Annotated in this window: 19 protein-coding genes and 1 pseudogene; 11 read left to right on the forward strand and 9 right to left on the reverse strand. The window is 70.9% G+C overall.

Annotation, left to right across the window (positions count from 1 at the left end):
- From SSOG_RS56260 to folE, 4 genes are all read left to right on the forward strand, one after another.
- On the forward strand, positions 1 to 170 hold a 170-nt coding region (locus SSOG_RS56260; RefSeq protein ID WP_245606628.1), incomplete at its 5' end, for a TilS substrate-binding domain-containing protein.
- A 62-nt stretch (positions 171 to 232) separates the two neighbouring features.
- Positions 233 to 772, forward strand: coding sequence for a hypoxanthine phosphoribosyltransferase (gene hpt, locus SSOG_RS24140; RefSeq protein ID WP_039941624.1), 540 nt, complete (start codon positions 233 to 235; stop codon positions 770 to 772).
- Positions 773 to 1,027: 255 nt separating this feature from the next.
- Positions 1,028 to 3,070: an ATP-dependent zinc metalloprotease FtsH gene (gene ftsH, locus SSOG_RS24145; RefSeq protein WP_039938555.1), complete on the forward strand. Its 2,043-nt coding sequence runs from the start codon at positions 1,028 to 1,030 to the stop codon at positions 3,068 to 3,070.
- Positions 3,071 to 3,192: 122 nt separating this feature from the next.
- Positions 3,193 to 3,798 carry a GTP cyclohydrolase I FolE gene (gene folE / locus SSOG_RS24150; protein WP_009716869.1) on the forward strand — a complete coding sequence of 202 codons (606 nt, stop codon included), beginning with the start codon at positions 3,193 to 3,195 and terminating at the stop codon, positions 3,796 to 3,798.
- A 17-nt stretch (positions 3,799 to 3,815) separates the two neighbouring features.
- Here folE and SSOG_RS24155 read toward each other — a convergent pair whose 3' ends face one another.
- From SSOG_RS24155 to SSOG_RS24180, 6 genes are all read right to left on the reverse strand, one after another.
- Positions 3,816 to 4,313 carry a DUF3180 domain-containing protein gene (locus tag SSOG_RS24155; protein WP_009716870.1) on the reverse strand — a complete coding sequence of 166 codons (498 nt, stop codon included), beginning with the start codon at positions 4,311 to 4,313 and terminating at the stop codon, positions 3,816 to 3,818.
- A 62-nt stretch (positions 4,314 to 4,375) separates the two neighbouring features.
- Complete coding sequence (gene folK / locus SSOG_RS24160) at positions 4,376 to 4,969, reverse strand: 2-amino-4-hydroxy-6-hydroxymethyldihydropteridine diphosphokinase (protein ID WP_009716871.1); 594 nt, start codon at positions 4,967 to 4,969, stop codon at positions 4,376 to 4,378.
- Complete coding sequence (gene folB, locus SSOG_RS24165) at positions 4,966 to 5,334, reverse strand: dihydroneopterin aldolase (RefSeq protein WP_078510390.1); 369 nt, start codon at positions 5,332 to 5,334, stop codon at positions 4,966 to 4,968. Before folB ends, folK begins: the two co-directional genes overlap by 4 nt.
- 229 nt (positions 5,335 to 5,563) lie before the next feature.
- Entirely contained in the window at positions 5,564 to 6,043 is a 480-nt protein-coding gene (locus tag SSOG_RS24170) for a nuclear transport factor 2 family protein (protein WP_039938557.1), read from the reverse strand.
- Positions 6,040 to 6,957, reverse strand: a complete 918-nt coding sequence (gene folP / locus SSOG_RS24175) for a dihydropteroate synthase (RefSeq protein WP_208867373.1) — start codon at positions 6,955 to 6,957, stop codon at positions 6,040 to 6,042. The genes SSOG_RS24170 and folP overlap by 4 nt, the downstream gene beginning before the upstream one ends.
- 171 nt (positions 6,958 to 7,128) lie before the next feature.
- Positions 7,129 to 8,961 carry a phosphatidylglycerol lysyltransferase domain-containing protein gene (locus SSOG_RS24180; protein WP_009716875.1) on the reverse strand — a complete coding sequence of 611 codons (1,833 nt, stop codon included), beginning with the start codon at positions 8,959 to 8,961 and terminating at the stop codon, positions 7,129 to 7,131.
- Between the two features lie 164 nt (positions 8,962 to 9,125).
- Here SSOG_RS24180 and SSOG_RS24185 point away from each other — a divergent pair, with 164 nt between their 5' ends.
- Positions 9,126 to 10,256 carry an alpha/beta hydrolase gene (locus SSOG_RS24185; RefSeq protein WP_039938558.1) on the forward strand — a complete coding sequence of 377 codons (1,131 nt, stop codon included), beginning with the start codon at positions 9,126 to 9,128 and terminating at the stop codon, positions 10,254 to 10,256.
- 242 nt (positions 10,257 to 10,498) lie between these two features.
- Here the strand turns inward: SSOG_RS24185 and SSOG_RS48875 are convergent.
- Positions 10,499 to 11,657, reverse strand: a pseudogene (locus SSOG_RS48875) (betaine/proline/choline family ABC transporter ATP-binding protein).
- A gap of 129 nt (positions 11,658 to 11,786) precedes the next feature.
- Between SSOG_RS48875 and SSOG_RS24195 the strand changes: the two are divergent.
- From SSOG_RS24195 to SSOG_RS24210, 4 genes are all read left to right on the forward strand, one after another.
- Positions 11,787 to 12,464 carry an ABC transporter permease gene (locus SSOG_RS24195; RefSeq protein ID WP_009716878.1) on the forward strand — a complete coding sequence of 226 codons (678 nt, stop codon included), beginning with the start codon at positions 11,787 to 11,789 and terminating at the stop codon, positions 12,462 to 12,464.
- Positions 12,464 to 13,201: an ABC transporter permease gene (locus SSOG_RS24200; protein WP_009716879.1), complete on the forward strand. Its 738-nt coding sequence runs from the start codon at positions 12,464 to 12,466 to the stop codon at positions 13,199 to 13,201. Before SSOG_RS24195 ends, SSOG_RS24200 begins: the two co-directional genes overlap by 1 nt.
- Positions 13,202 to 13,247: 46 nt before the next feature.
- The gene (locus SSOG_RS24205) at positions 13,248 to 14,210 is read left to right on the forward strand and encodes an ABC transporter substrate-binding protein (RefSeq protein ID WP_039938560.1); all 963 of its coding nucleotides are present in this window, start codon (positions 13,248 to 13,250) and stop codon (positions 14,208 to 14,210) included.
- 74 nt (positions 14,211 to 14,284) lie between these two features.
- Positions 14,285 to 15,388 (forward strand): hypothetical protein, encoded by a 1,104-nt coding sequence (locus tag SSOG_RS24210; protein ID WP_009716881.1) that lies wholly within the window; start codon positions 14,285 to 14,287, stop codon positions 15,386 to 15,388.
- A gap of 17 nt (positions 15,389 to 15,405) precedes the next feature.
- Here the strand turns inward: SSOG_RS24210 and SSOG_RS24215 are convergent, their stop codons facing one another.
- Both SSOG_RS24215 and SSOG_RS24220 read right to left on the reverse strand, forming a co-directional pair.
- Positions 15,406 to 16,548, reverse strand: a complete 1,143-nt coding sequence (locus tag SSOG_RS24215; RefSeq protein ID WP_039938561.1) for an NADH-quinone oxidoreductase subunit D — start codon at positions 16,546 to 16,548, stop codon at positions 15,406 to 15,408.
- Positions 16,549 to 16,628: 80 nt separating this feature from the next.
- Positions 16,629 to 17,639, reverse strand: coding sequence for an SAM-dependent methyltransferase (locus tag SSOG_RS24220; RefSeq protein ID WP_009716883.1), 1,011 nt, complete (start codon positions 17,637 to 17,639; stop codon positions 16,629 to 16,631).
- A 110-nt stretch (positions 17,640 to 17,749) separates the two neighbouring features.
- On the opposite strand from SSOG_RS24220, the gene SSOG_RS24225 reads away from it, so the two are divergent.
- Both SSOG_RS24225 and SSOG_RS24230 read left to right on the forward strand, forming a co-directional pair.
- On the forward strand, positions 17,750 to 18,946 hold the full coding sequence (locus SSOG_RS24225; RefSeq protein ID WP_039938563.1) for a sensor histidine kinase: 1,197 nt from the start codon (positions 17,750 to 17,752) through the stop codon (positions 18,944 to 18,946).
- Between the two features lie 81 nt (positions 18,947 to 19,027).
- Entirely contained in the window at positions 19,028 to 19,726 is a 699-nt protein-coding gene (locus tag SSOG_RS24230) for a response regulator transcription factor (protein ID WP_009716885.1), read from the forward strand.
- The last annotated feature ends 46 nt before the right edge of the window (positions 19,727 to 19,772 follow it).

Below are 19,772 nucleotides of genomic sequence, written 5' to 3' on the forward strand. Positions count from 1 at the left end.
TGCGCCGCGCCGCCATCGCCGCGGGCGCGCCCGCCGGTTCGCTCTTCGCCCGCCACATCGAGGAAGTCGACCGGCTGATCACCGGCTGGCGGGGCCAGCGGGCCATCAACCTCCCCGGCCGCGTCGAGGTCCGCCGGGAGGGTGGCAGACTGGTGATCCGGCAGGGCTGATCCGCCCGAGCCAGATGAGCCGGTTACGTCGAACGAGAGTGGCGCGGGTGGACGACAAGGACATGGGCACCGACCTCAAGTCGGTCCTCATCACCGAGGATGAGATCAACGCGAAGCTGGCCGAGCTGGCCGCCCGCATCGACGCCGAGTACCAGGGCAAGGACCTGCTCATCGTCGGCGTGCTCAAGGGCGCGGTGATGGTGATGGCGGACCTGGCGCGAGCCCTCTCCACGCCCGTCACGATGGACTGGATGGCCGTGTCGTCGTACGGCGCGGGCACCCAGTCCTCGGGCGTGGTGCGGATCCTGAAGGACCTCGACACCGACATCAAGGGCAAGCACGTCCTGATCGTCGAGGACATCATCGACTCCGGCCTGACGCTGTCCTGGCTGCTGTCGAACCTGGGGTCGCGCGAGCCCGCCTCACTGAACGTGTGCACGCTGCTGCGCAAGCCGGAGGCGGCCAAGGTCGCCATCGACGTGAAGTGGGTCGGCTTCGACATCCCGAACGAGTTCGTCGTCGGATACGGCCTCGACTACTCGGAGAAGTACCGCAACCTGCGGTTCGTCGGGACCCTGGCCCCGCACGTCTACGGCGGTTGAGAGGCACCGCCTCCCCCGGGAACCTGGCGCGGTTTTCCGCCGTTGGAGCAGGGGAAGGCGGATGTGTTAACACTCCACGGCGGCGTCGGGTGACAATGCTGGGGTACCGTCCGAAGGTCAGTCTTTTTCGAGACTGAGGATTACACAGCTCATACACCACTAAATACACCGCAATACACCGCACGCACAGGCGCCCCTCCAGGGCTGCCGTGCCTCACTGTGGCAGGAGGGACGGGGCGGTTTCGCCCCGTATGGATGGACGTGAAGCGCTACTTCCGTGGGCCGGTCATGTGGATCGTGCTGGCCGTCCTCGCCGTGGTCGTGTTGATGCAGGTCGTCGGCTCGTCCGGCGGCTACAAGTCGGTGGACACCAGCCAGGTCGTCAAGGCGATCAACAGGAACCAGGTCCAGTCCGCCGAACTGACGACCGGCGACGAGCACAAGATCAAGGTCGAACTCAAGGACAACGTCGCCAAGGTCTCGGGCAGCAACAAGCTCCAGGCCACCTATATCGGTGACCAGGGCGTCGACCTCGCCAGGACCCTTCAGGCCAATGCCCAGAAGGACAACGGGATCCCCGACGGGTACAACGTCTCGACTTCGAAGCAGAACCCGTTCGTCGGGATTCTGCTCTCGCTGCTCCCGTTCGTGCTGATCGTCGTGGTCTTCCTGTTCCTGATGAACCAGATGCAGGGCGGCGGCTCCCGAGTGATGAACTTCGGGAAGTCGAAGGCCAAGCTGATCACCAAGGACACGCCGAAGACGACCTTCACCGATGTGGCGGGGTCGGACGAGGCGGTCGAGGAACTCCAGGAGATCAAGGAGTTCCTCCAGGAGCCGGCGAAATTCCAGGCCGTCGGTGCCAAGATCCCCAAGGGTGTCCTGCTGTACGGCCCGCCCGGTACGGGTAAGACCCTGCTCGCGCGCGCCGTCGCGGGCGAGGCGGGCGTCCCGTTCTACTCGATCTCCGGTTCCGACTTCGTCGAGATGTTCGTCGGTGTGGGTGCCTCCCGGGTCCGTGACCTGTTCGAGCAGGCCAAGACCAACGCCCCGGCCATCGTCTTCGTCGACGAGATCGACGCCGTCGGCCGGCACCGCGGTGCGGGCATGGGCGGCGGTCACGACGAGCGCGAGCAGACGCTGAACCAGCTGCTCGTGGAGATGGACGGCTTCGACGTGAAGGGCGGCGTCATCCTGATCGCCGCCACCAACCGGCCGGACATCCTGGACCCGGCGCTGCTGCGCCCCGGCCGTTTCGACCGGCAGATCGCCGTCGACCGCCCGGACATGCAGGGCCGTCTGGAGATCCTCAAGGTTCACCAGAAGGGCAAGCCGGTCGCGCCGGACGTCGACCTGTCGGCCGTCGCCCGCCGTACCCCCGGTTTCACCGGTGCCGATCTGTCGAACGTGCTGAACGAGGCCGCCCTGCTGACGGCCCGCGGCGACAAGAAGCTGATCGACAACCACTTCCTGGACGAGGCGATCGACCGCGTCGTGGCCGGACCGCAGAAGCGGACCCGGATCATGAGCGACAAGGAGAAGAAGATCACCGCGTACCACGAGGGCGGTCACGCCCTGGTCGCGGCGGCATCTCCGAACAGCGATCCCGTGCACAAGGTCACGATCCTCTCCAGAGGCCGGGCCCTGGGTTACACCATGGTCCTGCCGGACGAGGACAAGTACTCGACCACGCGCAACGAGATGCTGGACCAGCTCGCCTACATGATGGGCGGCCGGGCGGCCGAGGAACTGGTCTTCCACGACCCGACCACGGGCGCCTCGAACGACATCGAGAAGGCGACCGCGACGGCCCGCGCGATGGTCACGCAGTACGGCATGACCGAGCGGCTCGGCGCGATCAAGTTCGGCTCCGACAACTCCGAGCCGTTCCTGGGCCGGGAGATGGCCCATCAGCGCGACTACTCGGAAGAGGTCGCCGCTCTGGTGGACGAGGAGGTCAAGAAGCTCATCGAGTCCGCGCACAACGAGGCGTGGGAGATCCTCGTCGAGAACCGCGACGTCCTCGACAACCTGGTGCTGGCGCTGCTGGAGAAGGAGACGCTGAACAAGGAGGAGATCGCCGAGATCTTCACCCCGGTCGTGAAGCGTCCGGCCCGCCCGGCGTGGACCGGCTCCTCGCGGCGTACGCCCTCCACCCGCCCGCCGGTGCTCTCCCCCCGGGAGCTCGCCCCGGCGAACGGTGCCCAGCCCACCTCGGCGGCCTCGCTCACCAAGGCCACCGCGCCCGAGGACGGCGTCGAGCGGCCCGAGGAGTCGGGCTCCGGCTCCGAGAGCTGATCCCGGCCTCCCGGGGCCCGAGAGGGCCCCGGGAGGACCCGGAATGAATGCCGCGTCACCCAGGTTCTAGCCTTGGGGGCGCGGCATTCCGCATTTGTGCACATCAGGAACGAGGAAGCTCCATGACGGACCCGGTGACGCTGGACGGCGAGAGCACCATCGGCGTGTTCGACGAGAAGCGGGCCGAGAACGCGATCCGTGAGCTTCTGATCGCCGTCGGCGAGGACCCGGACCGGGAAGGGCTGAGGGAGACGCCGGGGCGGGTGGCCCGCGCGTACAAGGAGATCTTCGCCGGGCTGCGGCAGGAGCCCGAGGACGTCCTGACCACCACCTTCGACCTGGGCCACGACGAGATGGTGCTGGTCAAGGACATCGAGGTGATGTCCTCGTGCGAGCACCACCTGGTGCCCTTCGTGGGGGTCGCCCACGTCGGCTACATCCCGTCCCACGACGGCAAGATCACCGGGCTGTCGAAGCTGGCCCGGCTGGTGGACGTGTTCGCCCGCCGCCCCCAGGTCCAGGAGCGGCTGACCACCCAGATCGCCGACTCGCTGATGCGGATACTGGAACCGCGCGGGGTGATCGTCGTGGTCGAGTGCGAGCACATGTGCATGACCATGCGCGGGGTGCGCAAGCCCGGCGCCAAGACCCTCACCTCGGCCGTGCGCGGCCAGCTGCGCGATCCGGCCACCCGGGCCGAGGCGATGAGCCTCATCATGGCCCGCTGAGGGCCCTCAGGGCATGGTCAGGCCCGGGCGGAGGCGCTCGGGCCCGATCCGTTCTCGTCCTCGTCCTCGGGCAGCTTGCAGACCCGCTCCAGGAAGAACGCGGCCGCCACCACACCCGCGCCGGCCAGCACCGAAGCGCCCGCGTAGATGGCCTGGTCCTGGCGGGCCGGTACGTCGAGCTGCTCCAGGGCCAGGAAGACGCCGACCCCGCCGTACATCCCCGCGATCAGCGCCGCCACCAGTGCGCTCGCCTGGCCGAAAACCACCGCGCGGGCGGCCACCATCGGGTCCACGCCCTTCGCGTCCGGCTCACGCTCCCGCTGGGCGCGCAGCCGGGCCCGTAGCGAGATCGCGGTCGCGAGCAGCACGACCGCGATCAGCGCCAGCACGATCGGCGCCGCCAGCGGAACGCTCGGCAGCGATCCCAGCGTGTCCCACAGCCGGGAGCCCGCCCACGACACCACACCGGCCACGGCGAACAGCCCGACCAGCACCCCGATCCGAAGTTGCCTCACCGAGCGGTCGCCCCTCCACGCATCAATGTCCGGTCAACTGGTCAACGTCTACTGGTCAACGTCTATTCGGGCAGTCGCAGTTCCAGGTCCGTGCGAACCTGTACGCCGTCGTCGCCCACCTCGTCCAGCAGCGCCGAGACGCTGCCGCGGCCGGGGAACTCGGCCTGCGGGTCCACGTCGTTCCACGGCACCAGGACGAAGGCCCGCTGGTGCGCGCGCGGATGCGGCAGAGTGAGCAGCGGATCGTCGGAGACCACGTCCTGGTACGCCACGATGTCCACGTCGATGGTGCGCGGACCCCAGTGCTCGTCCCGCACCCGCTCGAACGCCTCCTCGATGGCGTGGCCGCGCTCCAGCAGTGAGCCCGGCGGCAGCGTGGTCTTCACCAGCACCACCGCGTTGAAGTACGTCGCCTGGGTGCCCGGCTCCACGCCCCACGGCTCGGTCTCGTACACCGGAGAAACGGCCTTGACCCGCAGGCCCGGGGTGTCCTCCAGCGCGTCCACCGCGCCTTGGAGGGTCTCCAGGCGATTGCCCAGATTGCTGCCGAGGGAGATCACTGCCCGTTTGGGGTTGGACAGGGTCACATCGGCGGCGTCCACCTTCTCCACCACGGAGGCGGGAACGGGCTGCACGGTCGGGTCGCTGCTGCTCATACTCGGCTCCGGGTAATGGTGATGGTGACATCGTCGAAGGGAACGGTGATCGGGGCCTGCGGCTTGTGGACGACGACCTCGACCTCGCGCACCACATCATGCTTCAGGCAGGTGTCCGCTATCCGTTCGGCAAGGGTCTCGATGAGCTCGACCGGCTCGCCCCGCACCACGTCCACGACCTCCTCGGCCACCACGCCGTAGTGGACGGTCTTGGTCAGGTCGTCGTCGGCGGCGGCGGGACGGGTGTCCAGGCCGAGCACGAGGTCCACGACGAACGTCTGGCCCTCCTCGCGCTCCTCCGGGAACACGCCGTGGTGCCCACGAGCCCTCAGGCCGCGCAGCGCGACACGATCCACCCGAATCACTCCTGCTGGTCGTCGGTTACGCGGGCACGCCCCGGCCGGTCCGGAACGCACCAGTGACCCCCTGCCGTCGGGCGGGGAACCTCCTCGAATCTACCTGCGAATGTCGGCGGCACATGCCCACGGGGTCGCGGCGGATGCCTCCCACAGCCCCGCGCCACCTTCCCCTACCCGCACCTCGCACGGCTCGAACGGAACCCATTCGAGCCATCACGGGGCCGGGACCAGGGACTCAGCCCGGCATCAGCCGGTCGTCGTCCTCGGGACCCTCCGGGCCCTCGTCGTCACGCTCCGCGAGCACCGGGGAGCCGTGGTGGGACCACACCTTCCAGCCGTCGTCGGTGCGCCGGAACACGTTCGTGGCCACCACCAGCTGGCCGACCAGCGGGCCGAGCTGCCCCTCCTCCTCGGCCGGGGCGCCGCTGAGGATGTTCTCGGTGCAGGTCACCAGCGCGGTGTCGGCCAGCACCGACACCTCGACGTCGGTCAGGAAGAACTGGATGTAGTCGGTGTTCGCCATGATCAGCGCGTACGAACGGAGCACCTCGCCCCGGCCGCGCAGCACCGGCCAGCCCGGGTGCACACAGGACACCTCGGTCTCGGCGGAATCCAGCCAGAGCCGGTCCAGCGCCCCGTGGTCGCCCTGCTCCATGGCCTCGTACAGAGCGGTATTCACCAGCGCCACCCGCTCGCTGTCCGTAAGGGAAGTCACAGCGCTCCCGCCGCGTTCGCCGCGTTCTTGAGATGCGCGGCCTCGATGTACCCGGCCTCGGCCGTCTCGATGGCCCGGGCCACCCGCACCGCGTCCGCGCTCGCCCGCACCTCGTGCACCCGGACCGCCCACGCGCCCTCGCGTGCGGCGATCGCGGTCACCGCCGCGGTCGCGGCGTCCCGCTCCCTGGCGGGCGGCGGAGCGCCGCCGTCGTCGGCCAGGACCCGGCCCAGGAACCGCTTGCGGGAGGCCGCCACCAGCAGCGGACGGCCCAGTTGGCGCAGGGCGGACAGATGCGCGACCAGCGCCAGGTCGTGTTCGGCGTCCTTGGCGAAGCCCAGCCCCGGGTCGAGCACGATCCGCTCGGGGGCGATACCGCCCGCGACGGCCCGGTCCACGCTCGTGCGCAGCTCGGCGACGACCTCGCCGACCACGTCCTCGTACACCGCCCGGTTGTTCATGTCGATCGACTGGCCGCGCCAGTGCATCACCACGAAGGGCACCTCGGCCGCGGCCACCGCCGGCACCATCGCCGGGTCCGCGCGGCCGCCGCTCACATCGTTGACCAGCAGCGCGCCCGCCTCGATCGCCCGCTCGGCGACCGTGGCCCGCATGGTGTCCACGCTGATCGCGGCGCCGGCCGCGGCCAGCTCCCGCACCACCGGGATCACCCGGCGCAGCTCCTCGGCCTCGTCGACGCGCGCCGCGCCCGGCCGGGTCGACTCGCCCCCGACGTCCACCAGGTCGGCTCCGGCCGCGACCAGGTCCAGTCCGTGCTTGACCGCCAGGTCGGTGTCGAACCACTGGCCGCCGTCGGAGAAGGAGTCGGGCGTGACGTTCACCACGCCCATGACCGCACACCGGTCCCATTCCGGCAGTCCGGTCACTCGGCCCCGCTCGCGCAACGTCCTCATGACCTTAAGGCTAGACGTACCGGCAGCCCGGACGGGGGACGCGGGGGGCGGGGTGCCCGCCCAGGTGGTCCGCCCTCAGGCCGCGTGCCTGCTCGGGCGGCGTGCCCGCCCGGACGGCCTGCCCTCGGGGCCGCCCGCGCATCGGGCCGCCTTCATTCAGGCCGCCCGCCCTCAGGCGGCCTGCTCCAGTTCGCGGCGCCGGGCCGGGGCCTGGTGCGCGCAGGGACGCGGCTCGGCGCGCCGCCCGCGGCGCAGCAGCCGGGGCAGCGCCAGGGAGACGAACCCCTCGGCCTGCATCGCGGCCAGCCCGATGCGCGGCAGGTCCCGGGTGTTGCGGAAGACCACGAAGCGCGGCTCCCAGCGCGGCCGGAACTTGGCGTTGAACTTGTACAGCGACTCGATCTGGAACCAGCGGGACAGGAACACCAGCAGCCCCCGCCAGCCGCGCAGCACCGGGCCCGCACCGAGCTTCTCGCCGCGCGCCAGCGCCGAGCGGAACATCGCGAAGTTCAGCGATACGCGGGTGACGCCCAGCGCCGGGGCGGCCTGGAGCGAGGCCACGATCAGCAGCTCGTTCATGCCCGGGTCGGCGCTCCGGTCGCGCCGCATCAGGTCCAGCGACATCCCGTCCGCGCCCCAGGGCACGAAGTGCAGGACGGCCTTCAGGTCTCCGTACGGACCCTCCTCGGCGCCCTCCTCGGCGGCCTTGTGGGCGGTGGCGATCACCGATTCGCCGTCCGCCGGGTCGCCGATCCGGCCCAGCGCCATCGAGAAGCCGCGCTCGGTGTCGGTGCCCCGCCAGTCCTCCGCGGCGCGCCGGACGGTCTCCAGCTCCTCCGCGTCGAGGTCGGCGACGCGCCGCACCCTCGTCTCGTATCCGGCCCGCTCGATGCGCTTGACCATCTGGCGCACGTTGCGCATGGCGCGTCCGGAGAGGGTGAAGTCCGCGACGTCCACGATCGCCTCGTCGCCCAGTTCCAGCGCGTCAAGACCGGTCTCCCGGGTCCACACCTCGCCGCCGGTCTCGCTGCACCCCATCACCGCCGGGGTCCAGGAGTGCGCCCGTGCCTCCTCCATGAACGCGGCGATCGCGCCCGGCCACGCCTCCACGTCGCCGACCGGGTCGCCGCTGGCCAGCATCACGCCGGAGACCACGCGGTAGCAGACGGCGGACTTGCCGCTGGGCGAGAAGATCACCGCCTTGTCGCGGCGGAGCGCGAAGTGGCCGAGCGAGTCACGGCGCCCGTGGGCGGCCAGCAGCTCCCGCAGCCGCTCCTCGTCGGACGCGGTCAGCCGGGCGGCCGGGTGCTCGGGGCGGAAGGCGAGGTACGCGGTGGTGGCGACGGTCAGCAGGCCGAGCGCGCCCAGCGAGTAGCCGACCGTGTAGTCCGCGCCGTCGCGGTAGCCGACCGGCCCCTCGAAGCCGAACAGCCCCCACAGCACGTGCTCCAGCTGCGCCGCCAGCGACGGCGCGCCCTCGATGGTGTCCGGGTGCGACCGCACGATGAGCATCCCGACCCCGACGCTCACCGCGCCCATGACCACGAAGTTGGCCAGCGCCATCCAGCGGCTGCGCGGGTCGGGCAGCGCGGCGAATTCGCGGCGGTAGTGCAGCAGCACGACCATCAGGACGAGCGAGAAGACGGTGCCCAGGACCGAGTGCCGGTACAGCAGCTGGGCCGCCGCCCCGACCGGCAGCAGCGCCACCGCCGCCACCCAGGCGCGGCGCTTACGCCGCTTCAGGCCGTGCGCCAGCATCAGCAGCAGCAGCCCGACCACGATCGACGCCGCGGCGGCCAGGGAGCTGACCGCGCCGGGCAGCAGCTCCGCCAGCGCGTGCACCTTGCTGTGCCGCAGCCGCGGAAAAACGATGTCCACGAGCCCGATCACCGTGCAGGCCGTGCCGACGGCGGTGGGGATCGTCTCCGGACGCGGCCCGCGCAGCACGCGCCGTATCCGGTTGGGAACCCCTCCGGACTTTTCGGCATCTGGACTGTCAGACATTCGCATTCCCGTCGCTTCGGTCAAAGGATCTTTGGTTCTCTGACGCAGCTTCCGCACGATTTGCGTCTATCTAGATGCAGTTCGAGGCGGCGGGGTTCCGCCCCCGGCTCCCGCCGGGGGCGTCCCCGCGGCACGGACGACCGCCGCCCGGCAGAAAGATAGTGATGGGTCTCACGAGCAACAACGTCGTGATCATGGCTGTCGTCGCGGCGCTGCTGCTGTTCACGGCCACGATATGGCTGTGGCCGCGGCTGGCCGGACGCGGGGTGACCGCCGTGGTCGGCCGGGTCGGCATGCTAGCGGCTACCCAGGTGGCGGTGTTCGCGGCTTTTGGATTGTTCGCCAATCAGTCTTTCGGTTTTTACGGATCGTGGGCCGACCTGTTCGGGGCGGAGAACGAGATGGGGGTGGTGGTCGACCACGACACCCCCGGCGGCCGGGTGAAGGTCACCGAGAGCCGCAAGCTCAACGTCTCCGGCGGCTCGTCGCCGGAGACCGGCGGGCGCATCGACAAGGTCACCTTCCGGGGGCAGGTCTCGCGGATCGCGAGCCCCGCGTACGTCTATCTGCCGCCGGAGTACTTCCAGCCACGGTACTCCGAGCGCCGGTTTCCGGCGGCCCTCGTGCTGACCGGCTACCCGGGTACCACCGAGGCCCTCATCAATGGCCTGAAATACCCCCAGAAGTCCCAGAAGCTGGTCAAAGAGGGAAGGATGCAGCCGACCATCCTGGTCATGATGCGGCCGACGGTGGCGCCGCCCCGGGATACGGAGTGCATGGACGTCCCCGGCGGGCCGCAGACCGAGACCTTCTTCACCGAGGACGTGCCGAAGGCCGTCTCCGAGCACTACCGGGCGGGCACGCAGGCCCGCAGCTGGGGTGTCATCGGCAACTCCACCGGCGGCTACTGCGCCCTGAAGATGGCGATGCGCCACCCCGACGCGTTCTCCACCGCCGTCGGACTGTCCCCTTACTACAAGGCACCCATCGACCCGACCACGGGCGATCTCTTCGGCGGCAGCCGGCAGCTGGAGCGCGAGAACGACCTCATGTGGCGCCTCGGCCACAAGCCCGCCCCGCCGGTCTCGCTGCTGGTGAGCAGCAGCGAGCGCGGCGAGAAGAACTACCGGGCGACGATGCGGTTCGTGGCGAAGGTGCAGGATCTCAACCGCCGGGGCGAGCCGATCCGCATCTCGTCGATGATCCTCGGGACCGGGGGCCACAACTTCAACACCTGGAAGCGCGAGGTGTCCCCCGCCCTGGAATGGATGAGCACCCGCCTCCACGCCGACTGACCCGTCCGCTATGCGGCTCCGCCCCGTGGCGGGGCTCCGCCCCGGACCCCGACGCGGGGTGCGACCCCGTACGCGCTCCGCGGACCGGCGCCCCGCCGCCCGCACTTGGGCGGGGGGTCCGGGGCGGAGCCCCGTATCGGGTGGGGTCCGGGGCTTGCCCCGGTTTCGGGGAGGGGCGGGGTGGGGGAATTGACCCGCCCGACGGGGTGCAGGCGACCGCGGACCGGGGCCGGGGTGGGGGCTCAGGTGTCGGTTACCGTCTGGAGGTTTACGTCGCCGCGGGCGATTCCGCCCGCGTCCGCGTCGATCGAGCGGCGCAGCGCCTCGTGCAGGCGGCCCGGGGTGAGGACGCCGAGGAAAGCGTTCGCCGTCCAGGACGGCGATCCACCCCGCGTCGTGCTGGAGCATCGTGCTGAACGCCTGCTTGAGCGGCGCCCCCACCGGCAGCCACGCCTCCATCCGGCGGGCGTGATCCCGTACCGTCCCGTCCTGCCCGTCGGCCGCGTCCGCCGGGATCCAGCCGTGGAGATGGTCCGCGTCGTCCAGGACGACGGCCCACCGGGCGCCGTCCGGGGCCAGGCGGGCGGCCGCCTTGGCGAGCGGGTCGTCGAGGTGGACGACGGGCGGCTGCCAGAGGTCGCCGGGTTCGATGGGGGTGACCGAGAGCCGCTTGAGGCCCCGGTCGGCGCCGACGAAGTCGGCCACGTACGGCGAGGCGGGCGCGCCCAGCACGGCCGCCGGGGTGTCGAACTGTTCGATGCGCCCGGATCCGTACACCGCGATGCGGTCGCCGAGCCGCACCGCCTCCTCGATGTCGTGCGTCACGAAAAGCACGGTCTTTCGCACTTGCGACTGAAGCCGCAGGAATTCCGTCTGGAGATGTTCGCGGACGACCGGGTCGACGGCCCCGAACGGTTCGTCCATCAGCAGCACCGGAGGGTCGGCCGCCAGCGCCCGGGCCACCCCGACCCGCTGCCGCTGGCCGCCGGAGAGCTGGTCCGGATAGCGGTCGCCATATACGGACGGATCGAGTCCGACCAGATCGAGCAGCTCGGCGGCCCGGTCCCGCCCCTTCCTCCGCTGCCACCCCAGCAGATGCGGCACGGTCGCGGTGTTCTCCAGCACGGTCTTGTGCGGGAAGAGACCGACCTGCTGAATGACGTAGCCGATACGGCGGCGCAGCGCGACCGGATCCGTCTCGGCGATGTCCTCGTCCTCCACCAGAATCCGGCCTGAGGACGGCTCGATGAGCCGGTTGACCATTTTCATCGTGGTGGTCTTGCCACACCCCGAGGGCCCGACGAGCGTGACCAGCTCCCCCTCCGCGACCTCGAAGGACAGGTCGTCCACGGCGGTCGTGCCGTCGGCGTAGCGCTTGGTGACATGCTCGAAACGGATCATGGCTCCCCATTGTTGCCGCATTCGTGGCAGACATTGTTGCTGTTGTGTGGCGATCGGACGAGATTGTCATCTCCCGGGGATAGGGTCACCCAGGAATTGGACGACCACGTGCCCGGGGGAGGTGAGCGTATGGCGGACCAGAACTGTCTGATCAGTAACGATTGGATTTGCGGCGAGTATGTGCGCACGCGCGGTCAGGAGCTGACGGACGCGACGCTTCAGCATGTCGGGATCACTCTCGCGTCGGTCGCGATCGGCCTCGTGATCGCCTTTCCGCTCGCGCTGCTGGCCCGCCGCCGGCAGGGCGTGGCGGGCCCGGTGCTCGGGATGACCACGATCCTCTACACGGTGCCGTCGCTCGCGATGTTCTCGCTGCTGCTGCCGGTCTTCGGGGTGTCCCAGGCGGTCGTCGTCACGGGCCTGGTGCTCTATTCGCTGACCATCCTGGTGCGCAACATCATGGCGGGCCTCGCCTCCGTGCCGGAGGACGCCCGGGAGGCCGCGCGCGGTATGGGGTACGGGCCGCTGCGGCTGCTCCTCGGCGTCGAGTTGCCGCTCGCGCTGCCCGCTTTGATGGCCGGGCTGCGCATCACCACGGTCTCCACCGTCTCGCTCACCACGGTCGGCGCGATCATCGGTTACGGCGGGCTCGGCAACCTCATCTACGAGGGCATGCACAGCTTCTTCAAGGCGCAGGTGCTGACCGCCTCGGTGCTGTGCGTGGCGCTGGCGGTCGTGGCGGATCTGCTGCTGCTCGGCGTCCAGCGGGTGCTGACGCCCTGGGCGCGCAAGAGGAGGAGGGCCTGATGGGCGTCATCGGCGAGGCGTGGAACTGGCTGGCCACCGGGTCGCACTGGTCGGGTGGGGACGGGGTGTGGCACCGGCTCGGCCAGCATCTGTTCCTGACGTTCGTCTGTCTGGCGATCTCGTGCGCCGTCGCGCTGCCGGTGGCCGTCCTGCTCGGCCACATCGGCAAGGGCGGCGCGATCGCGGTCAACATCTCCAACGCGGGCCGGGCGGTGCCCACCTTCGCCGTGCTGGTGCTGCTGCTCCTCAGCCCGCTGGGCTCGCACGGCCAGTGGCCCACGATCATCGCGCTGGTGCTGTTCGCCATCCCGCCGCTGCTCACCAACGCGTACGTCGGGGTGAGCGAGGCGGACCGGGAGGTCGTGGAGGCGGCGCGGGGCATGGGGATGACGGGTGGCCAGCTGATCCGCCGGGTCGAACTGCCCCTCGCGTTCCCGCTGATCATGACGGGCGTGCGGACCGCCGCGGTGCAGGTGGTGGCCACCGCGACGCTGGCGGCGCTGCCCGGCGGCGGCGGGCTCGGCCGGATCATCACGGCGGGCTTCCGGCTCACCGATACGCCCCAGGTGGTGGCCGGGGCGGTGCTGGTCGCTGCGCTCGCGCTGCTGGTCGAGGGCGTGTTCGTGGTGCTGGGGCTGGCGCTGGACCCGATGCGGCGGAAGACGGGGCGGCGGTCGGCCGCGTTCCGCCGCCCGCCCGCCGACCAGGCGCCCAAGGCGCCCGCGCTGACGTCGTAACGCTCGCGACGGGCTCGCAACGTACATATCTATGGATGGGGAACCCATGAGCAAGTTCTTGAGAGTGGCGGGGGCGGCGGCGAGCGCCGTGGCGCTGGCGGTCGGCGCGACCGCGTGCGGCGGCGAGAGCCTGGAGAAGTCCGGCGGGGGCGACGGCTCCGGCAAGCCCGGCAAGGAGGGCTCGCTGGTGATCGGGACCGCCTCCTTCGCCGAGTCGAAGATCCTCGCGGAGCTGTACGCGGGACTGCTGGAGAACGCCGGTTACTCGACCTCGCTCAAGACGGTGGACACCCGCGAACTGTATGAACCGGCCCTGGAGAAGGGCCAGATGGATGTCGTACCGGAGTACGCGGCGACGCTCGCCGAATTCCTCAACCAGAAGAAGAACGGGCCGAATGCCGAGCCCGTGGCCTCCTCCGACGCGGACGACACGGTGAAGGCGCTGAAGAAGCTCGCCGAGCCGCGCGGGCTGAAGGTGCTCGACGTCGGCAAGGCGGTCGACCAGAACGCCTTCGCGGTGACCCGGAAGTTCGCCGAGGAGCACGACCTCAAGACGCTCTCCGATCTGGGGAAGTCCGGGCAGAAGGTCAAGCTGGCGGCGGGCGACGAATGCCCGAAGCGGCCGTTCTGTCAGCCCGGTCTGGAGAAGCGCTACGGCATCGACATCGCGGGCATCGACCCGCTGGACATCGGCAGCGTGCAGGCCAAGCAGGCGGTCAAGGACGGCAAGGACCAGATGGTCCTGACCACCACCACGGACGCCACGCTCGACCAGTTCGGACTTGTCCTGCTCGACGACGATAAAAATCTCCAGAATGCCGACAACGTACTTCCCGTCGTGAATGCGAAGTCCGCCGGTTCATCCAAGATCGAAAACGCGCTGAACAAGCTCGGCCGCGTGCTCACCACGGCCGATCTCACCGAACTCAACAAGAAAGTTGACGCCGAGCGGCTCAAGCCCGCCGATGTCGCGGCCGACTACCTCAAGGAGAAGGGTCTCGTGAAGTAGTTTGCCAACGGATTGACAACGGATGTGGCCTGCCGACCCCCCAAACCGGTGGTACGCACGGTAAGTTTCGGCCCATGCCACGTGGACGCCACCGCCAATCCCCACCCCTGCACAGGCTACTTCCCCCTCTGTCGGTTGCAGCCGCGTCAATAACCTGCGCCGCCGGTGCCTGGCTGGTCGGCGATACGGTTGTGATCCGTGGACTCGCCGCGACCGCGGCCACCGCCGCGGTCGTCGGCTCGGTCCTGACGCGCCGTTGGGACCGCGCGGCCGGCCGCCGGGTCGCGGAGGCCGCGAGTGAGACCGCCCGCCAGGAGATGAAGTACGAGGAGCGGATCGCGGAGCTGGAGGCCGACGCGGAGAAGGCCGCCGAGCTGCGCACCGCGCTCAACACCCGGCTCCGCGCCAAGCGGGCCGAACTCGCCCGGCTGCGCAACGAGCACGCCGAGCTGCTCCGCCGCTACGCTACGGCCGAGACCGAGCGCGCCAGCGCCCTGGAGGGGCGCCGCAGGCTCGCCCTGGAGGCCGCGGTTCCGTCGAAGGAGCTGACCGCGGGGGAGCCGTCCGGCGAGACCGCCGCGGACGCCGAGTCGGCCGAGTCCGCGGAATCCGCCGGCGACGGTCTCGACCTCAGCGCGTACGCACGCGCCGACGAGGCGCTGAGCCGTCTCGTCGCCAGCGCGCGCCAGCAGCGGGAGCGAGCCGAAGCGGAATCGCGTGCCCTGGCGGCTGAGCAGGAGAAGGCCGACGCCGAGGCCAGGGAGCAGGAGAAAGCGGAAGCGACGGACAGCAAGGCCAGGAGAACGGCCGCGGACCCGGACGAGGACGGTGCAGCCGTCCCGGGGAAGCGCCCGGCGGCCGACGAGCGTGACGGCCCGGGCAGCTCCCCGGTGCCGCCTCCGCACGCCCGTACGGCCGCCTCCGCCGTGGTGCCGTATGCCGCGGCACGCCGGGCCGCCTCCCGTTCGGAGAGCGGCTTCGACTACTTCGGCACCCAGAAGAACCCGCCGAAGCAGCAGGAGCCCGAGCCGGAGGCCGAGGAGGACCTCGCCGATGTGATCGGCGCGGAGACCCTCGCCGAGACCCGCAAGGGTGAAGTGGGCGAGGTCATCGACCTGACCGCGCACGAGGAGAACGAGCCCGCCGGGATCGAGGAGCTGCGCAGCGCGATCTCGTAGGGCCTGATGCTCGACGTCTACTTGTCGATGTCGCCGACGACGAAGAACAGCGATCCCAGGATCGCCACCATGTCGGCGACGAGCGTGCCCGGCAGAAGCTCCGTGAGCGCCTGGATGTTGTTGAACGAGGCCGAGCGGAGCTTCAGCCGGTACGGCGTCTTCTCGCCCTTGGAGACGAGGTAGTAGCCGTTGAGGCCCAGCGGATTCTCGGTCCACGCGTAGGTGTGGCCCTCGGGGGCCTTGAGCACCTTCGGCAGCCGCTGGTTGATCGGCCCCGGCGGAAGCTCGGCGATCCGGTCCAGACAGGCGTCGGCGAGCGCCAGGGAGTTGTGCGTCTGCTCCAGCAGGCATTCGAAGCGGGCGAGGCAGTCGCCCTCCTCGCGCACGACGACCTTGAGGGTGTCCTGGAGGTCTCCGTACGCCAGATACGGCTCGTCGCGCCGCAGATCGAAGTCCACACCCGAGGCGCGGGCGATGGGGCCGCTGACCCCGTAGGCGTGCACGGCCTTCGCGGACAGGTTGCCCACCCCGCGGGTGCGCCCCCGGAAGATCTCGTTGCCGAGCACGAGCCCGTCGTACACGTCCATCCGCGACCGCACCTCGGCCACCGCCGCACGGGCCCGGCCGAGCCAGCCCGCGGGCAGGTCCTCCTTGAGCCCGCCGACCCGGTTGAACATGTAGTGCATCCGGCCGCCGGAGATCTCCTCCATCACGTGCTGGAGGTCCTCGCGCTCCCGGAACGCGTGGAAGATCGGCGTGATGCCGCCCAGCTCCAGGGGGTACGACCCGAGGAACATCAGGTGGTTCAGCACCCGGTTCAGCTCGGCCAGCAGCGTACGCACCCATACGGCGCGCTCCGGGACCTCCATCCCGAGCATCCGCTCGACGGCGAGGACGACGCCCAGCTCGTTGGAGAAGGCGGACAGCCAGTCGTGGCGGTTGGCGAGCATGATGATCTGGCGGTAGTCGCGCGCCTCGAACAGCTTCTCGGCGCCGCGGTGCATGTACCCGATCACCGGCTCCGCGTGCTGGACGCGTTCCCCGTCGACCACCAGCCGGAGCCGCAGCACGCCGTGGGTGGACGGGTGCTGCGGGCCGATGTTCAGCACCATGTCGGTGCTTTCCGCCGCGCCGCCGATGCCGACTGTCGTCTCCGTCATGGGAACAGTTTGTCTCGACACCCGCCCCGTCCAGAAACCGGGTCCAGCCCATGGACCAGCGCCAGGCCCCTGGACCTGCCCTAGGGCAGGAGGGACCCGTACGGCAGGCCCACCGGCCGGGCCAGCCACCCGAAGCCGCCCAGGCCCGCCGGGTCCAGCAGCTCCGCAGCCTCGCCCGCCGCGCTCAGGGCCCGTACGTAGGCGGCCGGGTCCTTCGAGGCCAGGGCGAGCGGCGGGCGGCCCCCGTCGAGACCCAGGTGGCGCAGCGCGTCGCGCTGGGGCACCAGACGGGCGTCCGTCCCGGCCGCGCACGCGTCCAGCGCCACGTGCGCCGTGAGATCGCAGGTGCCGTCCGGGACCGGCCGCACCTCGCGCCCGTCCCGGAAGCCGGTCAGGGTGCCGAAGGGCGGCCGGGCGGCGCGTTCGTGGCCGTAGTCCACGGCGACCGCGAGCCCGGCCCCCACGCACCGCACGGCCTCCGTCCAGGCGGCGTCGCGCGGCCGCCCGATCTCGGCCCGCAGCCCCGGCTCGGCGCCCGCCAGCGGCCACCACCGGGCCAGCCACTCCGCGTCCTCGCCGGTCACCTCGGCGCCCAGCCGTTCGGCGCCGTCGGCCGCCGAGACCTCGACCCGGCGCGGGACGCCGTCCGCGTCCGTCTCGGCGATGTCGACGGGGACGTTGTCCAGCCACTCGTTGGCGAACAGCAGCCCCGTGAACCCCTCCGGCACCGTCTCCCGCCACTCCACCCGCGCGTCGGCCCCGTCCGGCCGCGCCGCCCGCTCGACCGCGTACGGCCGCAGCCGCGCGGCCAGCCCGTGCGGCTGACCGGCGGCCGCCGCCAGCACCCCGGTCAGCAGTTCGCCGCGCCCCGCGCCCAGGTCCACCAGCGCCAGCTCCGGCGGCCGCCCCAGCGCCTCGTCCACCCGCCGCAGCAGCTCCGTGACCGCCCGCGCGTACAGCGGTGAGGCATGCACCGACGTGCGGAAGTGACCGGCCGGTCCCTCCGCCCGCCGGAAGAAGCCGTCCGTCCCGTACAGCGCCCGTTCGGTGGCTTCCCGCCACCCGCACCATTCCTGCTGTTCACTCGCCACGTCCCCACGCTAAAGCGGAGCCGTATCCACCTTGGGGAGTAGGGAGGGGCGATACGGATCGCCCCTCGGGCTGACCCGCCCGGGCGTCCGCACTGCCTACTCTGGGTGACGTGCAGCGCCTCTACGACTTCCTCCGCAGCCATCCGACAGGGGTGGACACCTTCTGGGGCGTCCTCCTCTTCGGCTGCGGTCTCCTGTGGTTCGTACAGGCGACCCCGGGCTATGAGCCACCGCTCGCGGCCGTGCCGATCACGCTGGCGCTGTGCGCGGCCGTCGCGCTGCGGCGCCGCGCCCCCGCGGCGATGCTGTGGCTGGCCATCGCGTGCGGCCTCGGCCAGCTCGCGCTGGACGTCAGGATCAACATCGTCGACTTCGCGATGCTGGTGATCGTCTACACCGTCGCGTGCACCGGCGGACGGCGCACCTCCCGGCTGGCCCTGGGCGCCGCGATCTGCGCACCGTCGCTCGCCACCCTCCGCTGGCCCACCGAGCACGAGTCCTCGGGGGAGGCCGCCGTCTCGACGGTCTTCGTCACCATCCCCTTCGTCCTGGCCTGGGTGCTCGGCGACTCGATCCGCACCCGCCGCGCCTACTACGCCCAGCTGGAGGAGCGCGCCTCCCGGCTGGAGAAGGAGCGCGAGGCGCAGTCGAAGGTCGCGGTCGCCGCCGAACGCGCCCGGATCGCGCGCGAACTGCACGATGTCGTCGCGCACAACGTGTCGGTGATGGTCGTTCAGGCGGACGGCGCCGCGTACGTCCTCGACGCCTCCCCGGACCAGGCCCGGCAGGCGCTGGAAACGATCTCCGGCACCGGCCGCCAGGCCCTCGCCGAGATGCGGCGGCTGCTGGGCGTGCTGCGCACCGGGGAGCCGGGGGAGGCCAGCGACTACGTCCCGCAGCCGGACGTCGAGCAGATCGACGAACTGGTCGAGCAGGCGCGCGGATCCGGACTCCCGGTGGACTTCAAGGTCGTCGGCAGCCCGCGCCAGCTGCCCAGCGGTGTGGAGCTGACCGCGTACCGCATCGTGCAGGAAGCGCTCACCAACACCCGTAAGCACGGCGGCCCCGACGTCGGCGCCAACGTCCGCATCACCTACTTCGACGACGGGCTCGGCCTGCTGGTCGAGGACGACGGCCGGGGCGCCCAGCGGGAGTTGTACGAGGACGGCGGCGCCGACGGCAGCGGCCACGGGCTGATCGGGATGCGCGAGCGCGTCGGCATGGTGGGTGGCACGCTCGACGCGGGCCCGCGCCCGGGCGGCGGCTTCCGCATCAGCGCGCTGCTGCCGCTGAAACCAACGGGGTGAGCCGCGGACAGCGGCGCGTACGTATGGGGTGAGCGCCGCACGGAGCGCGCGCCGAGGAAGCCGAGGGAAGGGACCGACCGGATGTCGATCCGCGTCATGCTCGTCGATGACCAGGTGCTGCTGCGCACCGGTTTCCGCATGGTGCTCGCCGCCCAGCCCGACATGGAGGTCGTCGCCGAGGCGGGCGACGGGCTGGAAGCGCTGGAAGCGGTGCGCTCCGCCGAGGTGGACGTCGTCCTGATGGACGTCAGAATGCCGAAGCTGGACGGGGTGGAGGCGACCCGGCGCATCTGCGAACAAGAAGGATCACCCCGCGTACTGATCCTGACCACCTTCGACCTGGACGAGTACGCCTTCTCCGCCCTCAAGGCGGGCGCGAGCGGCTTCATGCTCAAGGACGTGCCGCCGGGCGAACTGCTCACCGCGATCCGCGCCGTCCACAGCGGCGACGCGGTCGTCGCCCCCAGCACCACGCGCCGACTCCTGAACCGCTTCGCCCCGATGCTCCCGGGCACGGCGGGCGGCGGCATCGGCGGCCGCTCCGGCGCGGCGGGCCGCCCCGAGCTGGAACGGCTCACCGAGCGCGAGCGCGAGGTGATGATGCTCGTCGCCCAGGGCCTGTCGAACGGCGAGATCGCGGGCCGCCTGGTGCTGTCCGAGGCGACCGTGAAGACCCATGTGGGCCGCATCCTCACCAAGCTGGAACTCCGCGACCGGGTGCAGGTGGTGGTGATGGCCTACGAAACCGGCCTGGTCCGCGCAGGCGGCCCACCCCGCTGATCACCGGGGTCCACCACCCAGCCTCTCCGGCGTTCGAGGAGCGGGG

This window comes from Streptomyces himastatinicus ATCC 53653 (genome assembly GCF_000158915.1).
In the GTDB taxonomy this organism is placed as follows: domain Bacteria; phylum Actinomycetota; class Actinomycetes; order Streptomycetales; family Streptomycetaceae; genus Streptomyces; species Streptomyces himastatinicus.

What these genes read in the sequence shown, in the direction of transcription:
- folK (WP_009716871.1), bottom strand. Translation starts at nt 4,969, where the DNA reads ATGAGCAGCAGCGACCCGACCGTGCAGCCCGTTCCCGCCTCCGTGGTG.
- ftsH (WP_039938555.1), top strand. Translation starts at nt 1,028, where the DNA reads ATGGACGTGAAGCGCTACTTCCGTGGGCCGGTCATGTGGATCGTGCTG.
- folP (WP_208867373.1), bottom strand. Translation starts at nt 6,957, where the DNA reads ATGAGGACGTTGCGCGAGCGGGGCCGAGTGACCGGACTGCCGGAATGG.
- SSOG_RS24210 (WP_009716881.1), top strand. Translation starts at nt 14,285, where the DNA reads ATGCCACGTGGACGCCACCGCCAATCCCCACCCCTGCACAGGCTACTT.
- SSOG_RS24185 (WP_039938558.1), top strand. Translation starts at nt 9,126, where the DNA reads ATGGGTCTCACGAGCAACAACGTCGTGATCATGGCTGTCGTCGCGGCG.
- SSOG_RS24215 (WP_039938561.1), bottom strand. Translation starts at nt 16,548, where the DNA reads ATGACGGAGACGACAGTCGGCATCGGCGGCGCGGCGGAAAGCACCGAC.
- SSOG_RS24180 (WP_009716875.1), bottom strand. Translation starts at nt 8,961, where the DNA reads ATGTCTGACAGTCCAGATGCCGAAAAGTCCGGAGGGGTTCCCAACCGG.
- SSOG_RS24200 (WP_009716879.1), top strand. Translation starts at nt 12,464, where the DNA reads ATGGGCGTCATCGGCGAGGCGTGGAACTGGCTGGCCACCGGGTCGCAC.
- SSOG_RS24230 (WP_009716885.1), top strand. Translation starts at nt 19,028, where the DNA reads ATGTCGATCCGCGTCATGCTCGTCGATGACCAGGTGCTGCTGCGCACC.
- SSOG_RS24195 (WP_009716878.1), top strand. Translation starts at nt 11,787, where the DNA reads ATGGCGGACCAGAACTGTCTGATCAGTAACGATTGGATTTGCGGCGAG.
- hpt (WP_039941624.1), top strand. Translation starts at nt 233, where the DNA reads ATGGGCACCGACCTCAAGTCGGTCCTCATCACCGAGGATGAGATCAAC.
- SSOG_RS24205 (WP_039938560.1), top strand. Translation starts at nt 13,248, where the DNA reads ATGAGCAAGTTCTTGAGAGTGGCGGGGGCGGCGGCGAGCGCCGTGGCG.
- folE (WP_009716869.1), top strand. Translation starts at nt 3,193, where the DNA reads ATGACGGACCCGGTGACGCTGGACGGCGAGAGCACCATCGGCGTGTTC.